Genomic DNA, 20400 nt, shown 5'->3' with positions numbered 1-20400 from the left:
ATTTAGGCACTTAAACTATATGATTTAGAGAAGAACTTTTGTAGCTTTACCGAAAAGCATGCATCTTAAATTGGTTTGAAGGGAGTGTGAACGCATGAGAATGAAACCGTTTGAGCTGTGGTTGATTTGGCAAAATGTCGAGACACGTCAGCATTACCATGTAGGTAGGTTACTTCTTGAAGATGGCATCTATACATTTTCATATGCGACAAATGGGTATAGAAGAAAATTGGCAGAAGCTATGGACAATGGCTATCGACCTCACTTAGCATTCCCAGATACTAATAAGACGTATACTTCCCGTAATCTTTTCGGACCGTTTGCGCGACGTTTACCAGATTCCCGAAGACCTGATTATCCATCAGTACTCCGAGAATTGGGACTTTCATCAGATTGTACAGAAATAGACATTTTACGGGCAACAGGCGGAATTTTAGCGACAGATTCCTATGAGTTTGTTTCACCAATCCTGGTTAAAAACTGATTACCAAGCAAAAGTGTGGGCTGTTCATCCACAAGCACTTCCTCATCGCAAAGTCAATATTTCGATTACCGGCGAGCTAAGTCAATTTATGAACATTCAGGAATTGTTAAGACCACTACTCTTTTCGTGTATATCCCTAAACATCGTAAACAAGATCCGCAGCTGCGCCGCGCCTTTTATTTCTTCATCTGTGTAGTCATACCTTCCATACACGTTATAGGTAAAATCCAGTTTCAAGAACCCATTACCCCACGCAAGTCCAGAAGGAAGCCTTTGATGTCATCGCACTCCCATATCTCATAGGATTTTGACATGATCCGACTGCTGACTGGTCCAGTGACAAAGGTACAGCTAATAACGGCCCGTTAAAATCAGCTCCATACGGAAACTTAAATATTGTGTATTACAAGAAGTAATGATAGTATGTATGTGTATAACTAAGTACATAACTACACACATGTATAGTATAATAAAGATAATAAAAAAGTCGGGCGATTCATTCAACGCCCGACCACGCAACTACATGCCGCAAAAAGGTGCGGCTGACCAAATTATATATGCAACTGAAATAGTCACCTTACTTTGGCGAGCAGAGGTGGCTATTTCTTTTTATTCAAATGGACGACAATGCTTACAACTAATGTTAGCAACGCTATTAGCACTAAACTAAAATTAGCGATCAAACTAATTGCTTCGAATGTCGTCATGAGCTTCACCTCCCTTTTTGCAGGGAGTTCAGCCGCCACCTTGCTTTATGTAATTGCCCCTCTATTCTAGCAAATCCCTCCTACTACGTCTATTCATTCCTGAACAACATACCGAATAGAAGTCGGAATACTTAGCACGCCCATCAATTGAATGGGATTGCCGGCATGTTTGCCGCTTTCATCGAAACAAATAATTAAATCAGTTTTCTTTTGATAATCCATATTACACACCGCTTTTCTTGACAAGAGCATACCTCCCGCCGATAATGAATACTATAAAAGAGATACGTACAACTCATGTCACTCGTACATGCGTTTACGTAATCGGAGGAAAGGAACTCATGTCACACGTACATGCGTTCCTTTTTTGTTCTGTAGGATGCTACAAATCTCCCCGCTTCCTTCTCAAACAAAGCCTATCCCCACTGTTTAGACGCACTCATAAAAAATGGAGACTATCCAACAGCTACGTAACGGACGCTCAAATATATTTCATTTTAATTTTTGAAATTACTTTAGAAAGTGCGCGTTAGCATTAAAGTATGTTCTAACTGATTACTCGCCTCTCGATTAGTTGCTGACTCAAAATCTAGGCTTTTCATTGAATCATCTGTGAAAGGAATACTTTCAGGCTTGGCACTTGAATAGGCCGTCACCCTATGACAGTCAGATTTCTGCGCCATTATTGAAGTGTTTTTTGTCTGATATCCTCAACTTCCTCTGTTGTCAAGCCAGTGACTTCGGTAATATCCTTTGTGGGGAGCCCCTTAGATAGTAATTTTTTTGCTACTCTTTCCATGCTCTCTTTAGCCCCTTCTTCTCTTCCTTCTTCTCTTCCTTCTTCCCTAAACATATCCGCCAAAGTCATGACTGCGTCGCTCCCTTCTGGATAGGTTTTTTCAATCGTATGGATGATTTCGCTTACATCGAACTTTGTTAAGTTTTTACCTGCGCTGAACACATATCGCATCAACGTTTCAAAATACCCGATCCCTGTCTGCTTATTTTCTAATTCTTGTAGATAGGTTACCGCTCGGTAAATTGAGTTTTTAAAGTCTTTATTGTCTTCGTTGTGTATATCCCTAAACATTGTGAATAAAATCCGAAGTTGGGCCTCGCCTTTTATCTTTTCATCTGTGTAGCTTGAGATGTCGTACAATAGGTATTCGTAATTCGGTATATAGCCTTGAACGTCCTTTGGTAGCTCATTATACCCTTGTATCATATCGCCTAAATTCGTTTTTTACGTTCCAATCTCCTTTTCCATGGTAGATAACCAACGGAATAATCATTGGCAATTCACTCATATCTTCTTTTTTGCTTTTCGCTTCCCAAATCTCGATCATGTACTTCAGAAGTTGAAAAGCGGTTTCTCTACTCGTGTAGCTTTTATGCTCAAAAAGGAAATAGATAAAGCCCTCTTCATCACGTATATCCACTTTAAAAAGTAAATCCTAAAAGTTCTCCCGTAGTTCCTCGTTAATAAAACTATCTTTTTGTGGTTCCAACGTATCGGTGTCAATAAGCTGCATCATGTTTTACTAAGCTTCGTCCTTGCCATGATAACCCTTAGAATAAAGTTAAACGATTGGCGACTGGACCTCACAAGGTGAGGCGCGAAAGGGGTTATCGTGGATAATCAGGCTCCTGCTTCTAGCTTCAAGATCTCTTTTGCCCTGTCTCTAACTTCGTCTATTTGTTTATTATTTGATGCAATCGCTGCTTTTACCGCATCAATATTTAAACCCTCCTCAAATTTTTTTCCCCTTTGACGTTCGGGTTTGCTTAGATTTAAAAGTGTAATCTTCCTTCATTCTATTAACAACGTCCATATTCGATCCGTTTCCCTCGGCTAGTTTTTTAAATTCGTAATAATACCGAATAAAGCATGCTTTGCCTATGGCTTTTAAGAGCTTGTCTACTTTACTAATACTCATCTTTATCAATCGCCTCGTTTTACGTTACTTACCTTCCCGCCCCATATATTCAATATATCTCTCGATAGTTAGGACATAATGCCCCTTCGAGTTTTCATATTCTTTTTCAATCGTTTGTTTAAGACTTGGATTCCATTCTTTTTCTTCATTATAAATCCCGCGATTTAAGATTCCGTTTAAACGGCCTACATAATCATTCGCTGAACTTTCTCCAATTTTATATTCATCCATCAAAAACTTTTTAAAACTTCCTTGTTTCAAAACTAATCCACCACTTTATTAAAATGTCGGTTTATATCGTTCCAAGTAAAAACCATTCGCCAATCTAGAAATGTGCAAAGGTATTGTTCGATTGGAATCATCCTCAAAATAGTAGACATCCTTCTCTCTTAAAAACCTATTCCAAACCTCTCTCTTTCTTGTTTTATATTGATTATCGCTACCCCAGGCAACAATGATCGTATCTGCGGTTTCAATCGCTGATTGGAGATATTTGTTATTCTCTACGCCAACATTCTCTGACTGCGCTGATAATTTTTTCGAGTCTGTTTCAATATAAGCAAATAAATTAACGACTTCTAACGAACCATAATCATTATCTATGCAAAAATTCAGACAGCGATTAATAGATAAATCATTCTTTAATACATTTGCGACACTCGGATTCAGCATGATAATCGTCGCCTTCTTTAGATCCTCATTCCACTTTCTTGTTAGTGAATATCTAAATACAGGGTCTGTCGGATTATCAAAAATGGCATTAAACTCCATAATTTCCCCTGCCACTCCGCTCACTCTCCCTTACATAATTTGCTTTAACCAGGTAGTTTTCACATATTCTCTATGATTGTCTGATTCGTTTTGAATTTAATTCTTTGCATCTAAGTATAATAGTTTACTGAATATTAAGATAGATCCAACTTGGGTACTAATCATGAGATATAGAGAGACCCTTGTAGGAACTTCTTATGGAATTTCTACTGCATTCCCATAGAACCGCCGTTTTTCAATAGTCGTTTCAAGCTCAAATAGCCCTACATTTCCAAGATGGAGTTGTAGGGCATAGATACATCGTTTACATGACTTCGGTGGATCGTTTTACTTCGATTCCACATCATCAGCTACTTTTGCAATTACTTCGGTTTACAATTCCCGTCTCTATGATATGGCTCCATAATGACTGGCAGGGTCCTTCTCATCAAAGTACCCATTATCTGTTGCCGGGATCTGCCAGAAGTAGCGAATACTTATCCCTTCCCTTTTCGTTAACAAAAGAAATTCCTCCATAAAAATACCACGACCGGGGTCACATGATGGACTGCTTTGAATCCCAAATCCGCCAACAAGATCATAGCCACTTTCTACATACATCCTTAATTGGTCCATGATGGGCGCCAATATCGTTTGACAATGTTCACGGTATTTTTGGATATCGTATTCTTCTCTTGTCATTGAAGGCCTGTTTAATCCTAAATACGTAAATTCAGGACACGGCAGCTGAACAATACCGTAACTTTCTTGATCACACCACTCCACAGCGCTTTTCATCAGCCCTTTACTTCGGGCTTCCTCTGGGATAACCGTGTTTTGATTTAGGATGCAATGTGAAGCGATTATAATTTTTTTGCTACGCTCCATAGGACTGATCATTCCTTTCCTTCGTTGAATACCCCATCTTTAACAAAAGTGTTGCAGGTAATTGTTTAATTAAAAGTAATACGAGAATACAAGATAAAATCTTATCGACAAAGTTTGAGGTGATTCTGGGAATAAAAGCGGCGGCAAAAATGGATTGACCCATTTGGCTTAGCCACAGTACAAAAATGTCGATACCGCCTCCCGTTAACCCGCCAAACATAGCGATTGAGATTGGTGTTCCAATTAAAGGAGCAACGATAGAGATAATAATGCCCGATATAATAGCAGACCCCCAACCAAAACCATACTTCCTAGCAATTAAACCGACAACAAGCCCAATTCCGCCGTTTACCAGGCCGAACGGGATCGCCGTGGGGCCGGAAGTAACCCCCATAACTAGATTAGTAACAATTCCAACACCTAGGGCCCAAAAAGGACCAAGAAGAACAGCGATGAAAATAGTGCCAATGGCGTCAAGGAACAGCAATGGGATCTTTAAACTTGACACGATCGAACCAGCAAGCACATTTACGGCAATTGCAAGACCGGCCAAACCTAACTTAAATGTTTGCTTATTCATAAACCCTCCATTATCCAAATATGTTATTATATTCATTAAGGATTATTATATAGCATTAAATTATATTATGTATAAATTTTTATAATTAAGGGGTAAAGAATGATCAATATCTGCAATGTTTCATTTCAGTATGAAAATAACGGGCCCTCCATCCTGGAAAATATATCCCTATCAATTGATGAAGGGGAGTTTGTCGTTTTTTTAGGAAGGAATGGGTCTGGAAAATCAACTCTGTCCCGTCTCTTGAATGCGCTGCATATCCCAAGCAAGGGAAAAATCTTGGTAGATGATTTAGATACAAGCGTAGTTGAACATCAGTGGTCTATTCGAAAAAAAGCTCAAATGATATTCCAAAATCCAGAAAATCAAATTGTTGGCACAACGGTAGAAGAAGATATTGCATTTGGACTATCAAATATTGCTTATGAACAGAAAAATATGGATAAACAAATCGAGTGGTCTCTTGAAAAGGTAGGACTGCAAAATAAGAAGAAGAATTCTGTATATGCTTTATCAGGCGGAGAAAAACAAAAACTAGCAATTGCTGCCGCTTTAGCGTTATCCCCAAAATATCTCATACTGGACGAAGCCACATCTATGCTAGATGAAGCCGCAAGAAATTCTGTATTATCCACTATCGTTGAATTAAAGAATAAGCTTGGTCTCGGTATCATCTATATCACGCATCATTTGGAAGAGATCGTTCAAGCAGACCGCATCTTTTTATTCCATGAAGGAAAGATTGTGGGCGAACATACTCCTGCTTCATTATTACAGGAAGAAACGCTAGCGCAACAATGTGGATTAGAAATTCCATTTCTACCTGCGCTTAGCAATCGATTACAAGCGGGTGGGATCACTCTTCCAGCCTGGCCTACTTTAGAGGAATTGGTGACGGCATTATGGAAATAGTAGTAAAAAATTTATCTTTCTCCTATGATGCAAAAAGAACCCCAAACGTTTTGAAAGAAATAAATATATCTTTCCAACAGGGAGAGTTTGTCGGGATTGCTGGTCATTCAGGATCTGGAAAGTCTACCTTTATTCAATTGTTGAAAGGATTGTTAAAGCCTACGGAAGGTGAAATCTTAATTCAAGGAGCAAATCCACACCTGCAAAAGAGATACGAGCTTTACAATACGATCGGTTTTCTCTTTCAATACCCCGAACATCAATTATTCGCTTCTACTGTTTTTGAAGACATTGCCTTTGGTCTAAAAAATCAGTCAGAGAACATGAAAGACATTGAGATTGAAAAACGCGTCAAAGAAGCAATGCACAAGGTTAATCTTGATTTTAACTCATTCAAACATCGGCACCCATTAGACTTAAGCGGCGGAGAAAAACGCCGTGTCGCGCTTGCTGGCGTGTTGGCTCTTCGTCCCCAAACCATAATCTTGGACGAACCAACCGTTGGCTTAGACTTTCCATCAAGGACCGCCTTGTTTAAGGTTCTTCATCAACTGAACAACACAGGAGTGACCATTCTTTTAGTCACTCATAGATGGGAGGAAATTATTTCGCATACCGAACGGTTAGTTGTGTTTAAAAACGGAAGCATTATCAAGGACGGAAAACCCTTAACCGTATTATCAGATGTTGACTTTTTACATGATAACCATTTAAAGCCGTTGCCTTTTATTGCGCTCAATCATTTTCTCCAAAATAAAGGGTTGTCGGTTTCGGATCAGCCGTGGGATGTAGATCAAGTCGCCCAGGTGATTTTAAAAAGTTTGGGGGTGAAAAAGTGAATAATGGAGGGTTGTTATTTCAATCAAATACTTCCTACATAGGAGAAAGAGATCCTCGCTCAAAAATATTGTTTGCCATCGCAGTGACATTGGCCTTAATCATAAATAATAATTTAATCATGGCATCGCTACTACTAGCTGGTCTTATTGTTTTGTGGAAAATAGCTGAACTTTCTTGGAAGGTATTATTCATTGCAATCGGCTCCGTTCTTTTCCTTTTTTTGTCCACAATGATATACCATATTTTTATTTTACCGCCTGAAACGGATACGAATATAATAGGAAACGCGAATGCGCCTATAAATCTGGACGGGATCTATTCAGGACTCTCCATGTGCTTACAGATTGCGGGCATTATCATCATTTTGACTATGCTTGTTTTAACAACTTCCCCGATCATCCTTGCTGAAGGAATGGAGGCATTGATGAAGCCGCTAAAAAAGATTAAATTCCCCGTCCATGAAGGGGTCATGATGTTTACCATTTCGATCCGATTTTTGCCTATTCTAGCCAATGAGTTTGATAAAATTAGAAAAGCTCAAATCGCTAGAGGTAACGGTTTCCATCGAGGTACTATCCTGAAAAGGGCGCGTGGTATATTTCCATTGCTCATGCCGATGTTTGTCCAATCCATACTACGCGCGGAAGAGCTTGCAACAGCGATGGATGCCCGTTGTTATCAAGGGGATCGAGTAGAGAGAACACCTCTTAGATTACATAAATCATCGAGGGCTGATATCATTATCGTCTTTATCGCAATCCTTTTATTGCTCATCACTGTTTGTATTCGACTAGGGCTTTGCTAGTAAGAGCAAAACAGGTAACCCACTCACCTGCCTCATAGGGATTCGACATGATTCGATTGGGGACTGGTCCCTTTACCTTTAGCAAGGTGAAGCGAAGCTTGGCCGTGGGCGGTTACAAGCAGTTCCTCATCGTAAAGTCAGTATTTCGATTACCGGCAAGGTAAGTCAATTTATGAACATTCAGGAATTGTTGAACGACAAAGAGGAATTACGGTTAGTGTTGTGTTAAATAGTTTCGACAATATGTATACCAGATTGGTGTATATTCGTTTTGTAACAAAGCCGTTATATTGATCACTAGCATGCTTGCCGTTTTCATCGAAACAAATAATTAAATCAGTTTTCTTTTGATAATCCATATTACACACCGCTTTTCTTGACAAGAGCATACCTCCCGCCGATAATGAATACAATAAAAGAGATACGTACAACTCGTGTCACTCGTACATACGTTTACGTAATCGGAGAAAGGAACCCATGTCACTCGTACATGCGTTCCTTTTTTGTTCTTATGATTCTCTATAAATTTCCCCGCTTCCACCTCAAACAAGGCCTACTCCCATTCTTGCGAGATTTCATGTGCCCACCTATCTAGTAATTCGACATGATTCGAGCGGGGACTGGCCCCCTTCAGTAAGGTGAAGCAAAGCTTCGCCGTAGCGGTTATCTTTAATCAAATTCAATAAATTCCGTTTTTTATGCATACCGTAACTTCTCCTATTCTTCTGCTAGTTTTCTAATAGCCGAATAGACTTGTTGCGCGCTAGTGGCTTCTTCAAATTCAACAGCATTCTCTTTTAAATTTTCGAAGAATTTCTTTTGAACTTCTACAATACGTTGATCACCTATCCTCATATTTTCCGCCTTTGTCTCTACAAGCAAATACACATTTGTGTCGTCTTCTTTTTCAATCATATAAATAAAATCAGGAGTTGTAGAGCCACCCGTATATTTGGGCACTTGAATAGCTCTTCTTGGCAATTTCCCAAAGACAGTTACCCTCTTATGATAATCATGTCTCAGTAGTTCCCTTTCTGGCGTCACACTGTCATATCTCATTGGTGGAACTTCATAAAGGTAACGACCGTCTTCAATCGCTTGATGATCTATATTAACACCAAGAATTTCTGCATTTAGATCATCTACAAAACTATCCGTGTCAGGATTGTAAAGAGATGTATGCGCTTGAAAAGCTAATTTTTTATATTCGTAAGTCTGCGCGAATACTTCATCAAAACGCTTCTTAAATTCACGTGTTATATTTTGCAACGACACTTCACTTAAGTATCTTGAGTCGCCTCGTAAATCAGATTTCATCACGCGAAATAAATTTGTATGAATGGCTTTAACAGGAATACCTGTCGCCGTATGAATGGCTTTAACGAATTTTCCGTAAGACATTCCAGGTAAATAAATTAGTTCATATTCACCATCTCTTTCTTTTAACCCAACACTCTTCTTATCTTCGCTTGCATATACAGATTCATGTATTTGTATAGGAACTTGCCGTTCATATAATTCTGCATTACCAACGATATCATCAGCCATCTGTTGAATCGTCTGAGGGATGCGCTCGAATTTCAACATATAGCGATTCGAAAATTGCCGCCAAAGTTCTTTTACTTTTTCCCAGTTTTCTTTCCTTAATTTCACTCGGGTTTTAGTTTGAGAGTTTTGCGGTTCATCTACTCTACCCTCCCGTAATCGTGTGGTGTTCAATTCGGGATACAATTCAACCAACCATACAAAGCCATCTTTCTGAACACCATCTATTTCAACAGCCTTTTTAAATTCATTTTTACGATTGATTATGCCCAACTCATCCAAATTCCCAAGTAATATTTCATCTGTAAATGCTGAATCTGTTTTCTGACGCTCTGTAACTATTAAGGTAATCATTTCATCTGTTAACTTTTCTTCGTTCAATTGAAGCTTGGCGTCACTATTGATCTCACCTACAAGATTTTTTGCAAAATCTTTTTCATCATACCCAATTAAGAAAGCTAGTCTAGATGGCCATTCATCTTGCTGAACTCGCTTTCCTGTTTCGTCGACGGGGAGTCGTAATCCACGCCCAACCTCCTGTATTTTACTGTTTTCACTACCGGATGTTCGTAATTTAGCGATTACAAAAACATTAGGATTATCCCAGCCTTCGCGTAACGTCCATTTTGAGAATAGAAAGCGTCTTGTCTCCCAATCTCCCTTGTCATTTTTAAAGCTAAGTAACTTTTCCTTATTTTTCAATATATCATCAACTTGCGCTTGAATTGCCTCTTCACCTGAACCACGATCTTCACCAAAATAACCTGCGTGAACATTTTGCTTGTCGTCTCCGAGAGCTAGACTTATTTGAGTTGCCCTTAAAAATTCTAGATACTCTTGTTCTCTTGGTAAACGTTTAAATTCATATTCTGAGACTAATCGAGATAGTTTTTCTTTCAATAAACGCTCAAAAGTTTCCTTTAACCAACCGTCTTCTTTACGGTAACTATTTATATTATCAATAAAAAACAAACTTAACGTTTTGATTTTCGGCTCATTATTATCTCTAGCACCGTTTCTCAAGAAATTTTTCTGCTCAATTTCAAAATGCTTATCAATCGCATCCCTAATAATCAATTCTTGATAGGAAGATCGATACGTTCCTGGGATTAAAATCATCCCTTTGGCAAGCTCTAATTCATTGCTTAACAATCTAGAGCCGGCATATTCAATGTTTCCTTCAAATCCAGAGTCCACTTCGGCTAAATTATCGCCAACACGCAGTTCCCAATTGTTACTACCTTGTTTGAGCACCAATTCTCTCGCAGTAACACGGTCTATAATATAACGATTTTTTGCCTGTTCTTCTGTTAAGTTAGGATAGTAAATATCAATCCCTTTGACTAAGCCGTTGTTGAAACTATCTATAGCATTCAATTCAAATTGCGGATTTCCACGATAATAATCTTTTTTTATTACCTTGTTTTTTCCTCTCCCTATCGTGGTATCGGGAAAGGTAGCTCCAAAACGAACAATTATCTGGGGATTAATCGTTTCAATCGCTCGATAATTTGCCTTATCCCGATGAAAACGATGTGGCTCATCAATAATTACGATCGGACGAGTATTCTGAATCCCTTGTATTGGACTTGTTATGCCTCCCATTAATGTTTGATCATAGTCATTTTTCTTCATGTTTGAAGAATTTAACATGCCTGCATTGATCAATAGCACTTGAATTGTATTAGAATTTTGTCTGCTTCCCTCAACAAAATTAAGCAGATGCGCAGGGAAATTTTTCCGCCCAGATCTCGCTCTGAAATCTCCCGCATTGATAACATTTAGTTCAATCCTGGCATTCTCGTAAATGGGAGCAAAGTATTGCTTTGCATAGTCGCTTTGGATAAAATTTTTCGTTCCTTCCTTTATTGCTGGACTTGGGACAACTATTACAAATTTAAAGATTCCGTATTGCTGATGCATTTCATACATCAATCTAGTATAGACAAATGTTTTACCTGTCCCCGTCTCCATCTTGACATCAATATTAGATGATTCATGATATCTTCCGAGAATTAGAGGGTTAGCATACACATCTCCCGCATTTGGATCAGTGGAGGCATGATCTATGCCCGTAAAACTGTCCATTATCGCTCTTAGAGCTTCTTCTTGGTGAGGTAGTTCTTCTAATAAGATTTTCATCTTTTATGCCTATCTCCTTAATACCTTTTTATCAGATTGACTCTGCTATCGAGTTGTCTTAAACCAATCTCAAGTTCACGAACACTTTCTAGGTTAAATGAGTAGCCGTACAATACAATCGTTTGAAGACTTAGTTGATTAGTTCCGATTAAATTTAAGAGTGTTTTTGTTTGCTCTGCATTCCATTCAGGAAGAACTAAATATAATCGGTGTTGTTCAATATAAGCAGCCTTGTAACCGGCAATGTCGAGACTTTCCGCTTGCACATCCATTTTATACCCATCGGTTACGAGCCATGTTGTCACAATCGTATCGACACCGCTAGCATTCCCCTTTACCTTTAACCCTTCCGACGAAAATGGTTGAATCATATCATCGAATCCGCTTTCTAATAAGTTGACTAACTGTCCACTATTATCTACAAATAACCCCGATTCGATATCGAATGATTCAATATCATTTAGTGTAGGTTGCTCAGGAGCCACAGCATAATAATGCTTAAACCCACCATCAAAGTGTTCTGGTAATGCTAATCCAGCTTCTTCTTGAATTCTTTTACTCGCCCTTTTAATCCGCTCACGGCTCATTTGGTCTATAGACATATAGCCCGAATTATAGGCAGATTCGCCCCCTTTATTTGGAACCTTTGTTCCATTATTATCGAGGAGATATGTCATTTCAGGAAGTTGAACCATAATATACTGACGATTTCCACCGTCTTCAGCATTTAATTGCATGACTGCATCAGCGGTTGTTCCTGATCCCGCAAAAAAGTCTAATATAATACTATTTTTATTAGAAGCATGAAAAATAAGCCCTTTTTACCAATGCAGAAGGTTTAACTGTGTCAAACAACCCGTTAATTCCCATCAGTTGATTTAATTCCCTTTTTGCAGTTTCGGCTGTACCAATAGATTTAGAAAAAAAGCCCCAAAATGGCTCGGTTTGATAGTTTTTTTCCTCATTAGGTCTAATTTTAATAATTATTTTCCCTTCTCTTATGCTTAAACTTCCTTTATTCCTGTATTCTTCAATTGAATCTTTTCCTAATTTCCACTGCATCCCTTCTGGAGGACTTATTCCCTCGATGTCAAAGATCATTGTATTTCTACCTCGAGTCCCTTCAGAACTCATTGACTCCAACACATATTCTCTATAAACTCCATCCTTATCTGTAAAAGGATATTCTTTTTCACCAGTAACAATTAAATTGAAATGATTGACTGTAACATTAGAGTATACCAATATAGTTTCTATCTTAGGTTGTAATTTATCAAAAGACGTTTTTGTGTTTTGTGATTTTGTTTTTGATTCCCATCCAATACTCCCAACATAAGATATTTCTCCAAAAATTTCATCACATATCAACTTCAAATTCGAGTGTTCGTTATCGTCAATAGATATAAAAATTATACCTTTCTCAGAAAGTAGCCTCTTTGCCAACCATAGTCTTGGGTACATAAATGTTAACCACGCTGAATGTGTAGCTTTTCCTTGGATACTTTTCAAACGCTCTAGCTCTGTATCACTCATCCCAAACATATCCTTTAATGCTTGGTCGCTATATTCAAATTTATCGGGGTAAACAAATCCATCCGAACCTGTATTATAAGGAGGATCTATGTAAATCATATCAATAGATTGGCTATAATTATTTTGAAGATGGCGCAATACCTCTAAATTATCCCCTGTAAAAAACAAGTTCTTACTATTTCTATTCTCAGCTAGTCCATTATGATCAAGGTCGGGAACTATGACCGTTTTAGCAAACTCACCCGCTTGTTTCTTTGCATAGTCTTTCCCGATAAAATCTAATTGATATCCACTGGACAGTTCTTCGATATTTTTATCTTTCAGCATTCTTTGGAATTTATCTAGATCAAAATTTCCTTCCTCTACCAAATTCCCTTCTTCATCGAATTTGTCCGCAGTAAAAAATTGTGGAAGTTTTCCTCTTAATTCATTTATAAAAGCAGTATTGGGTTTAACTTCTTCATTGTATTTTAAGTTGTTCTTCAACAAAATCTAGTCACTCCTTATCAGTTACATCCGTTTCAGTTCCTTCAACTTAATTTTACTAGTTTATGAATAAAAGATAAGTTGAGTGTCAACTCCCCTTCTCTTGATCCCATCGACCCACCTAAAACAATCGTTTCTAGCCACATGATACCATATAAAACTTTCCTGTTTTTCCTTTTACTATAGATTACAGTTTCATCTAATTCTTTATTAACGTAGATACATCACCACAGAGGAATGGTCCCAAAGCTTGAACCGCCAACATCCAAGAAATAAATTTCTATCCCTGCCCCCTATATAATAAATCTACGCTAACTCTCTCGATTCCATATCATTTAAACTTTTACCATTATACTTCCATTGTATTCTGCCATTTTCTGAACCCCCTGATATGGCGGAAGCGGCAGAACTCGGACTATTGAATATATAGTCATCTGTGAATTCATAAAGATTTTTATTCCTATTTTCTTTTAGTGCACCGCTGCTAACTAAGGATTCCCTCAATTTTGTAATTCCAGGAGGCGCCGATGGTCTTTCTTGTATCACTGCTGTAGAACCTTTAAGAACGATGTACTTGTCCTCTTCAATTGTCATTTTAGCCTCTGCGCTGTTCACGCTAAAACGATAAATAAGTTCCCTTTTGATAGTTTCTGTATCAGACTCAATTCTTTGCGGCTCCAACACATCGATTCCGACGGATGATAGAATCAGTCGAATCGCATTTAAGAATTGTTTCATTTCCGCAGTATCTACTTCAGAAAGGTTGGGACTAGAAGGGATTTGATTGTTCGCAAGCTCCGCTCTCTCTGATTGTTGAAGCAAGCGATATATTTCAGATTCAAGATACTGGATTTGAGTTTTCGTGATATAGTCATCTTTTGAAGTAAATACAATCGCTTCATCCCAAAAATCCTTCTGTTTTTCACCACGAGCATGGCTTTTAAGTCTTGCGCCGACGGACTCGCCTTCACCAACATAAACGATCGCTTTATCTGGGTCTTCGATACTGTTTCCTAACAAAATATAACAACCAGGCCTGGTAGACTCTTTCCGATCTAGAAACTGAGATAATTTTGTTCTTGGAAATATAGTTGCATAGATTGTCATATTCGATATTTCAACGGTTCTAAGTCCATTTGGATTCCCATCTACTAGAAACAAACGTATTAAACTTCCTGCCATTTTCATCCCTCCAAAAACTCAAACGACATCCCTCTACCTTCCCTCATAAAATGAGATTTTACGATGGTGACGGCAAATAAGGCTTCGATTAGATTGGCGATTTCTGTTGCTGTTGTTTCTTTGTTTAATCCAATCTCCCCGATCCAAAGCAGCTGAGATTTTCCATCATCCGATTCTCTCACAGCATACCCGTACTGACTCAATCGATCGTAAATGCTTTGCCAGTTTTCCTTGGGCGTTCCTTTTGCATTGAATTTTAATTCGTAAAAAGGAAACAACGCTTTTTGTTGCGTTCTCAAATATTTATGAAATCCATACTGTGTGGATACTTTCTCCTTCCCCTTGCCAATGTCTAACACGATAAACCGCGATGTTTCATCCGCATATACCGCTCTCGGGTTCCCCCTGTATCCAATGGTCCCCAAATATAATTCACACGGGATCGCTTCGGGGTTGTTTTTGAGATAGAGATCATAATCGATGACGTACCCTTGCCAGGCGCCGTTACTCGTTTTGACTTCCCACCTCGGCTCTGTTTTTTCATTCCTTTTTACGCGAATCGCGCCATGAAACAACGTTCGATCAAATGGATATTCTAAGATGATTTGTTTGATTTCGTCAGCTACGACTTGGTTTGCTTCGAGATTGTCGCTTAATTCCGTGCTGGCATCTCGTGGTTTGAAAAATTGGTAAGATGAATAGGGTCCGCCAAACGGAGAGGTGGTTGCTTGTAGATAATCATGAAAACTCATCGTTTCTACTTGTTTTGCTTTTTCATGTAATTTTTCTTCAAAAAAGACTTCGTTGAGTAATGAAGGATTATGCTGTTGGAGGTATGTATAAAGCGCTTCATCCTTGATTTCTTTCCACTCGATTCCCTTATCCTCGCAGATTGATCGAATTGAAGGGGGAACGGCTTCCCCAATGATCATTGCCCTGTTGTCGCCCTGCTTGATTTTGTTTACCCGCTGCAGATAGTCTTCGATCTGATCGACGTCCGCTTCGATCACAATCCCCTTTTTCAATTCGACAACCAACAACCGATCTTGAGCGTCTTTAAACATGAGGTCCGTCCGCCGATTTTCCAACTGCCCCTGTCTTTCCAATAACGTAAGACCCGTTTCGATTAACTCGGGGTGAAGCGCGACAATATCTTCAATTTCCTGTTCAGATAGAACAACCATGCTGATCTCTCCCGATATTTCAATAGATTGGTATTGATTGAGCTCTCTTCACATTAGGTATTTAGCCTCAATTATACCACAACTAGAATTAACTTCATCGAGCGTAAAATCCATTCCCCCTCATGCTTTAAAACATTCTTTTGCCACTGGAAATTATTAAGGGATTTTTATATAAAAGGGGCGCGGACGAGGCAGTTTTTTGCGATTCTTAGCAAACCATCCCAAACAGCCCTACACTCACAAACGTAGAGTATAGGGCTTATCTAACAATGCGGTTTACTTAATGCAGTTCTTTTTGTAATTTTTCAATGTGCTCTTTAGTTAGTCCGGTTACTTTGGCAATTAGTTCTTTATCCATGCCCATCATCAGCATGTTTTTTGCAGTTTCTGCTTTTGCTTCTGCTTTACCTTCTGCTAGGCCTTCCGCTCTACCTTCTGCTCTACCTTCTGCTCTACCTTTTTTATGCCAAGAGGTTGTAATCTCCATCATTTGTTTGGCCTCCTCTGGTTTTAATTTGTTCAATTCTTGTTCGAATTGTTGTTCTTCTTGTCTTGATAACTTTAAATACGTTTCAAAAAATCCTGTGAGTAGTTGCGTTCGCGCTGGATCTTGTTCAAGTCGAACTAACATGCGCAGAAATTCTACCTTTACTTTTACCCGTTCATCCTTGGCGTAACCCATTTTGCTCAGTAATGCCGCTGCAACGGGATTATCCTGTTTCAGATAGTCGCGCCAATTCTGTTTTTTTAATTCAATTTTTAAATACTGAAATTTCATCACGTCGAAAAAGGGGAAAGAGATGTCTAAGGTGTCCTGTTCATCTCTGTTTTTATCGTAGCTGAAGATTGCGATCGGTAAGATTTTTCTGCGATATTTTTCATACAATCGGCTAAAGTAGACGAACATTCGGTCTTGGAAGTCAGGTTGAACGTAGGATTGAGGCTCGACATGAATAATGATTAAAGCCTGTTCGCCTTTTAAACGTGTTTCGACCAACAGGTCAACTCGTCGTTTCTCGCCCTGCACAATATCGGTATACACTTCTTCAGATAAGAAAGCAGTATGTTTGAAATCAATCGATTCATACGCTTTTGGAAAAAACAGTAACATAAATTCCTCAAAAAACGTCCGAATTAACTCTTTGAATAAGCGATCATGGTCAACTCTTTCTTTTGGTTCATCCGGATAACTGTCGTCTTCCATCATACGGTTCACCTTCCTCAAAACCTTACTGTATCTATATTATAGCAAGTTTTTGACGCGCGATCATTGCATTTTTTACGTTTGCCAAAGGAAATTGTTAGCCTGTACCTCACAAACACAATCCGCGCGCGACGAAGTATCCTCAAATCCCTTTTCCAAATTCAGCATTGACTCTCTCGTAACGTTATACTTTAAAGTAAAAAGGGAAGGGGGAACACGATGATGAAAGTTAAAGAAGTCGCTGATTTGGTTGGCATTAGTGTGCGTACGCTGCATCATTATGATGAGATCGGGTTGCTAACTCCTGAGAAGACAACCGAGTCTGGCTATCGTCTTTACTCAGATGAAAATATCGAGACGTTGCAACAAATCCTATTTTTCAAAGAACTCGACTTCCCTCTTAAAAAGATAAAAGAGATCATCAATCGTCCATCGTTTGATCGTCAGGATGCGCTCCAGCTGCATCGGAAGATGTTGCTAGAGAAACGCCAACGGATCGACAACATGATCACGACCATTGATAAGACCATCCGACATGCAAAAGGAGAGATTCAAATGTCGAACAAAGAGAAGTTTGAGGGTTTTGACTTTAGTCATAACCCCTATGAACAAGAGGCGCGTGAGCGTTGGGGAGATGAGGCGGTTGAAAAGTCGAACGCGAATCGAAGCAAGTTGTCAGAAGCGCAACAAAAGGAGATAAACGAGAACATGAATGACATCTATCGGAAATTGGCGGAACTCAGAAACACTTCACCTGACTCAGCGGAAGCGCAAGCGGGGATTAAGGAATGGTATGATTTTTTAATTCAGCAAACGGGCCATGCGTATTCCCTAGACGCATTCCGAGCATTGGGCCAAATGTATGTGGACGACGAACGATTCACAAAGAACATTGACCAATTTGGCGATGGCTTGGCAACATTTATGCGCGATGCGATGACTGTTTATGCGGATAACAACACAAAATAAGACGTAGCAACCGAAAACAGCCCTATGCCTCACAAACGTGGAGTATAGGGCTGATCTAACAATGTGGTCTACTTAATGCAGTTCTTTTTGTAATTTATCAATGTGCTCTTTGGTCAGTCCAGTTACTTTGGCAATCAGTTCCTTATCCATACCAATCATCAACATGTTTTTTGCAGCTTCCCCTTTTCCTGCTACCCCGCGTTCTGCTCTACCTTTTCCGCTACCAGGAGTAAAGTCTCTACTTAGTGTTTTGAGGTGATCCTAAACACCCTCCACCCTTTTGCCGATACTAGGATAATAGGCTTATATAAATAAAAAATAAAGGATGGAAAATGAAATGGGCAGATTTATTAGGTTTAGAACAATCAGGACTAAGATGTTATTTGGCTTTTCGTTAGTATTGCTATTGGTTGGTATTTTAGGCGTTTATAATTACCTGGCGGTTAACCATATGAGCAACAATACGAGGGTGATCATAGAGGAAGATACACCCATTGTAGCGCTAGCTGGGGACATCGCATTTAATGCCGCTGAGATGTTGGCTACTGTGAGAGGGTATGTATTAAGCGAAGGGGACCCTGAATACGTAGAACTATTCAACAGGTATTTAGAGGAGGGTAAGCAATTCCAGGAAGCTCTCTTGTCTTTAAACGCCTCGACCGAGGTTAACCGTTTGTTTGAACAGAAACATGAATGGGAAACGTTGGTTGTCAATGATGTAATAAATGAGTATCAAAAGGGAAACATCGACACAGCAATGGAAAAGTTAACAGAAATGACAACGCTTTCTAGAGAGGTCAAAAATGGATTTAAGAATTTAGCGGTTGAACAACAAGCCCAGTTAATGGAGCTCGGAAATACAGCTATAAGAGAAGGACAACAGACATTGGTATTCGGTATCGTTGTGTCTGTACTTCTTGTGGTTATAGGGATCGCAACAGCGATCGTTACTTCGAATTCAATTTCAAGTCCAATTAAAATGATCATTGAGCGTATGAGAGCGATCGCGGCAGGCGATTTAAGCATGGAACCACTGGAAACGAAGCTTATCGATGAAACAGGGCAACTTTGTCAGGCAACGAATGAAATGAGTAAAGATATGAGAGAATTATTAACTGAAATCAATCGTGTTTCGGAAACAGTCAGCAGTCAAAGCGAAGAATTAACCCAAGCGGCAAGTGAAGTGATGGCTGGATCTGAACAAATTGCGGCGACAATGGAGGAATTGGCCTCTGGATCAGAGATGCAAGCGGACCATTCCGGTGAGCTTTCTTCCCTAACAAGTGTGTTCACATCAAAAGTGGTAGAAGCGAATGAAAATGGTCATGATGTTCAGCAAGCCTCTAATGAAGTACTACAGTTGACAAGCGATGGTTACCAATTGATGGAAACCTCAAGAAGTCAGATGAACATTGTTGATGAAATTGTGCGAGATGCCGTGCAAAAGGTGCAAAATTTAGACAAGCAGTCGCAACGGATCTCAGAGCTTGTTTCTGTTATTCAGACGATTGCCGATCAGACAAATCTTTTAGCTCTAAACGCGGCGATCGAAGCTGCTCGCGCCGGAGAGCATGGGCGCGGATTTTCGGTTGTTGCAGATGAAGTCCGTAAACTAGCGGAAGGTGTCTCTGTTTCAGTCACGGATATCACTGATATTGTTCACAGCATCCAGCAGGAAACACATATCGTAACGGAGTCATTGCAAGACGGCTATATCCAAGTTGAAAAGGGAACGGAACATATGAGAACGACCGGAATGACCTTTGGCGATATTACGAAAGCAATTGAAGATGTCGTTCAAAATATAAATATAGTGACCACAAATTTATCGGATATTACAAATGATAGCCATGAAATGAATCGTTCGATTCAAGAGATTGCAGCAATTTCAGAGCAATCCGCCGCTGGAATCGAAGAAACATCCGCTTCATCGCAACAAACGAGTAGTTCAATGCAAGAAGTTAGCTCAAGCTCAAATGAATTGGCTAGCTTGGCCAATGATTTAAATGAATTAGTTCACCGTTTTAGAATTTAATTCACCTTTAACTGAAATTCCCGCTTTTTTATCTAATCAAGTCAGGTAACATCCTATATGCTCCACCCTTCTAGACAAGGGTGGAGCATATTTAAGATTTGGCGATAGATTTTAATGGAATACGATTCCAGTCCGGATATAATCTTGCGGAAAAAGCGGAAAGTGGACGCGCCTTCATACGTGCCGCTGAACATGGAATCCGCTTCACCCATTTTCA

At 39.2% G+C, this 20400-nt stretch carries 19 protein-coding genes and 1 pseudogene; 6 read left to right on the top strand and 14 right to left on the bottom strand.

Annotated features, from left to right (window positions below):
- Nucleotides 1–94 precede the first annotated feature (94 nt).
- A pseudogene (locus BEP19_RS03735) lies at nucleotides 95–475 on the top strand (HIRAN domain-containing protein); the annotation flags it as partial.
- Between the two features lie 608 nt (nucleotides 476–1083).
- On the opposite strand, the gene BEP19_RS17920 reads toward BEP19_RS03735, so the two are convergent.
- The 8 genes from BEP19_RS17920 to BEP19_RS03700 form a co-directional block, all read right to left on the bottom strand.
- Complete coding sequence (locus tag BEP19_RS17920; RefSeq protein WP_245983301.1) at nucleotides 1084–1191, bottom strand: putative holin-like toxin; 108 nt, start codon at nucleotides 1189–1191, stop codon at nucleotides 1084–1086.
- Between the two features lie 93 nt (nucleotides 1192–1284).
- A complete protein-coding gene (locus BEP19_RS17525; RefSeq protein ID WP_170145244.1) occupies nucleotides 1285–1437 on the bottom strand; it encodes a hypothetical protein in 153 nt (50 codons plus the stop codon).
- Between the two features lie 436 nt (nucleotides 1438–1873).
- Complete coding sequence (locus BEP19_RS03730; RefSeq protein ID WP_120188489.1) at nucleotides 1874–2416, bottom strand: Rpn family recombination-promoting nuclease/putative transposase; 543 nt, start codon at nucleotides 2414–2416, stop codon at nucleotides 1874–1876.
- Nucleotides 2400–2630 (bottom strand): Rpn family recombination-promoting nuclease/putative transposase, encoded by a 231-nt coding sequence (locus BEP19_RS18100; protein ID WP_211329304.1) that lies wholly within the window; start codon nucleotides 2628–2630, stop codon nucleotides 2400–2402. Before BEP19_RS18100 ends, BEP19_RS03730 begins: the two co-directional genes overlap by 17 nt.
- Nucleotides 2631–3152: 522 nt before the next feature.
- Nucleotides 3153–3389, bottom strand: a complete 237-nt coding sequence (locus tag BEP19_RS03715; protein ID WP_245983298.1) for a hypothetical protein — start codon at nucleotides 3387–3389, stop codon at nucleotides 3153–3155.
- Nucleotides 3390–3407: 18 nt separating this feature from the next.
- On the bottom strand, nucleotides 3408–3914 hold the full coding sequence (locus BEP19_RS03710) for a DUF1643 domain-containing protein (protein ID WP_120188487.1): 507 nt from the start codon (nucleotides 3912–3914) through the stop codon (nucleotides 3408–3410).
- Between the two features lie 372 nt (nucleotides 3915–4286).
- The gene (locus BEP19_RS03705) at nucleotides 4287–4766 is read right to left on the bottom strand and encodes a CD3072 family TudS-related putative desulfidase (protein WP_120188486.1); all 480 of its coding nucleotides are present in this window, start codon (nucleotides 4764–4766) and stop codon (nucleotides 4287–4289) included.
- The gene (locus BEP19_RS03700) at nucleotides 4756–5346 is read right to left on the bottom strand and encodes a CD3073 family putative ECF transporter S component (protein WP_120188485.1); all 591 of its coding nucleotides are present in this window, start codon (nucleotides 5344–5346) and stop codon (nucleotides 4756–4758) included. The genes BEP19_RS03705 and BEP19_RS03700 overlap by 11 nt, the downstream gene beginning before the upstream one ends.
- Nucleotides 5347–5445: 99 nt before the next feature.
- Between BEP19_RS03700 and BEP19_RS03695 the strand changes: the two genes are divergently transcribed.
- Genes BEP19_RS03695 through BEP19_RS03685 form a run of 3 tightly spaced genes read left to right on the top strand, consistent with a single transcriptional unit; the run spans nucleotide 5446 to nucleotide 7903 of the window.
- Entirely contained in the window at nucleotides 5446–6258 is an 813-nt protein-coding gene (locus BEP19_RS03695; protein ID WP_120188484.1) for an ATP-binding cassette domain-containing protein, read from the top strand.
- Nucleotides 6249–7097: an ATP-binding cassette domain-containing protein gene (locus BEP19_RS03690; protein WP_120188483.1), complete on the top strand. Its 849-nt coding sequence runs from the start codon at nucleotides 6249–6251 to the stop codon at nucleotides 7095–7097. Before BEP19_RS03695 ends, BEP19_RS03690 begins: the two co-directional genes overlap by 10 nt.
- Nucleotides 7094–7903 carry an energy-coupling factor transporter transmembrane component T family protein gene (locus tag BEP19_RS03685; RefSeq protein WP_170145243.1) on the top strand — a complete coding sequence of 270 codons (810 nt, stop codon included), beginning with the start codon at nucleotides 7094–7096 and terminating at the stop codon, nucleotides 7901–7903. The genes BEP19_RS03690 and BEP19_RS03685 overlap by 4 nt, the downstream gene beginning before the upstream one ends.
- Before the next feature lie 717 nt (nucleotides 7904–8620).
- Here BEP19_RS03685 and BEP19_RS03680 read toward each other — a convergent pair.
- The 6 genes from BEP19_RS03680 to BEP19_RS03655 form a co-directional block, all read right to left on the bottom strand.
- Nucleotides 8621–11590 carry a type III restriction-modification system endonuclease gene (locus tag BEP19_RS03680; RefSeq protein WP_120188481.1) on the bottom strand — a complete coding sequence of 990 codons (2970 nt, stop codon included), beginning with the start codon at nucleotides 11588–11590 and terminating at the stop codon, nucleotides 8621–8623.
- 17 nt (nucleotides 11591–11607) lie between these two features.
- On the bottom strand, nucleotides 11608–12327 hold the full coding sequence (locus BEP19_RS17915; protein WP_245983361.1) for a hypothetical protein: 720 nt from the start codon (nucleotides 12325–12327) through the stop codon (nucleotides 11608–11610).
- Between the two features lie 58 nt (nucleotides 12328–12385).
- On the bottom strand, nucleotides 12386–13612 hold the full coding sequence (locus BEP19_RS03670; RefSeq protein WP_120188479.1) for a site-specific DNA-methyltransferase: 1227 nt from the start codon (nucleotides 13610–13612) through the stop codon (nucleotides 12386–12388).
- A 303-nt stretch (nucleotides 13613–13915) separates the two neighbouring features.
- A complete protein-coding gene (locus tag BEP19_RS03665; RefSeq protein ID WP_120188478.1) occupies nucleotides 13916–14791 on the bottom strand; it encodes a GIY-YIG nuclease family protein in 876 nt (291 codons plus the stop codon).
- Between the two features lie 2 nt (nucleotides 14792–14793).
- Nucleotides 14794–15975: an endonuclease NucS domain-containing protein gene (locus BEP19_RS03660; RefSeq protein WP_120188477.1), complete on the bottom strand. Its 1182-nt coding sequence runs from the start codon at nucleotides 15973–15975 to the stop codon at nucleotides 14794–14796.
- A 280-nt stretch (nucleotides 15976–16255) separates the two neighbouring features.
- The gene (locus tag BEP19_RS03655) at nucleotides 16256–17182 is read right to left on the bottom strand and encodes an Rpn family recombination-promoting nuclease/putative transposase (RefSeq protein WP_245983297.1); all 927 of its coding nucleotides are present in this window, start codon (nucleotides 17180–17182) and stop codon (nucleotides 16256–16258) included.
- 219 nt (nucleotides 17183–17401) lie between these two features.
- Between BEP19_RS03655 and BEP19_RS03650 the strand changes: the two genes are divergently transcribed.
- Together BEP19_RS03650 and BEP19_RS03645 are read left to right on the top strand one after the other, a co-directional pair.
- Complete coding sequence (locus BEP19_RS03650; RefSeq protein WP_120188723.1) at nucleotides 17402–18148, top strand: MerR family transcriptional regulator; 747 nt, start codon at nucleotides 17402–17404, stop codon at nucleotides 18146–18148.
- A 337-nt stretch (nucleotides 18149–18485) separates the two neighbouring features.
- Nucleotides 18486–20183, top strand: a complete 1698-nt coding sequence (locus BEP19_RS03645; protein ID WP_120188476.1) for a methyl-accepting chemotaxis protein — start codon at nucleotides 18486–18488, stop codon at nucleotides 20181–20183.
- Nucleotides 20184–20400 lie beyond the last annotated feature (217 nt).

Source organism: Ammoniphilus oxalaticus (genome assembly GCF_003609605.1).
GTDB lineage: Bacteria > Bacillota > Bacilli > Aneurinibacillales > RAOX-1 > Ammoniphilus > Ammoniphilus oxalaticus.
This window is presented reverse-complemented; position numbering and strand designations above follow the sequence as displayed.

Bases quoted from the DNA above. Each gene is read 5' to 3' on its own strand.
- BEP19_RS03695 (WP_120188484.1), top strand. From the start codon at position 5,446: ATGATCAATATCTGCAATGTTTCATTTCAGTATGAAAATAACGGGCCC.
- BEP19_RS17915 (WP_245983361.1), bottom strand. From the start codon at position 12,327: ATGCAATTAAATGCTGAAGACGGTGGAAATCGTCAGTATATTATGGTT.
- BEP19_RS03700 (WP_120188485.1), bottom strand. From the start codon at position 5,346: ATGAATAAGCAAACATTTAAGTTAGGTTTGGCCGGTCTTGCAATTGCC.
- BEP19_RS03655 (WP_245983297.1), bottom strand. From the start codon at position 17,182: ATGATGGAAGACGACAGTTATCCGGATGAACCAAAAGAAAGAGTTGAC.
- BEP19_RS03645 (WP_120188476.1), top strand. From the start codon at position 18,486: ATGGGCAGATTTATTAGGTTTAGAACAATCAGGACTAAGATGTTATTT.
- BEP19_RS03665 (WP_120188478.1), bottom strand. From the start codon at position 14,791: ATGGCAGGAAGTTTAATACGTTTGTTTCTAGTAGATGGGAATCCAAAT.
- BEP19_RS03690 (WP_120188483.1), top strand. From the start codon at position 6,249: ATGGAAATAGTAGTAAAAAATTTATCTTTCTCCTATGATGCAAAAAGA.
- BEP19_RS03650 (WP_120188723.1), top strand. From the start codon at position 17,402: ATGAAAGTTAAAGAAGTCGCTGATTTGGTTGGCATTAGTGTGCGTACG.
- BEP19_RS17920 (WP_245983301.1), bottom strand. From the start codon at position 1,191: ATGACGACATTCGAAGCAATTAGTTTGATCGCTAATTTTAGTTTAGTG.
- BEP19_RS03680 (WP_120188481.1), bottom strand. From the start codon at position 11,590: ATGAAAATCTTATTAGAAGAACTACCTCACCAAGAAGAAGCTCTAAGA.
- BEP19_RS03660 (WP_120188477.1), bottom strand. From the start codon at position 15,975: ATGGTTGTTCTATCTGAACAGGAAATTGAAGATATTGTCGCGCTTCAC.
- BEP19_RS03705 (WP_120188486.1), bottom strand. From the start codon at position 4,766: ATGGAGCGTAGCAAAAAAATTATAATCGCTTCACATTGCATCCTAAAT.
- BEP19_RS03730 (WP_120188489.1), bottom strand. From the start codon at position 2,416: ATGATACAAGGGTATAATGAGCTACCAAAGGACGTTCAAGGCTATATA.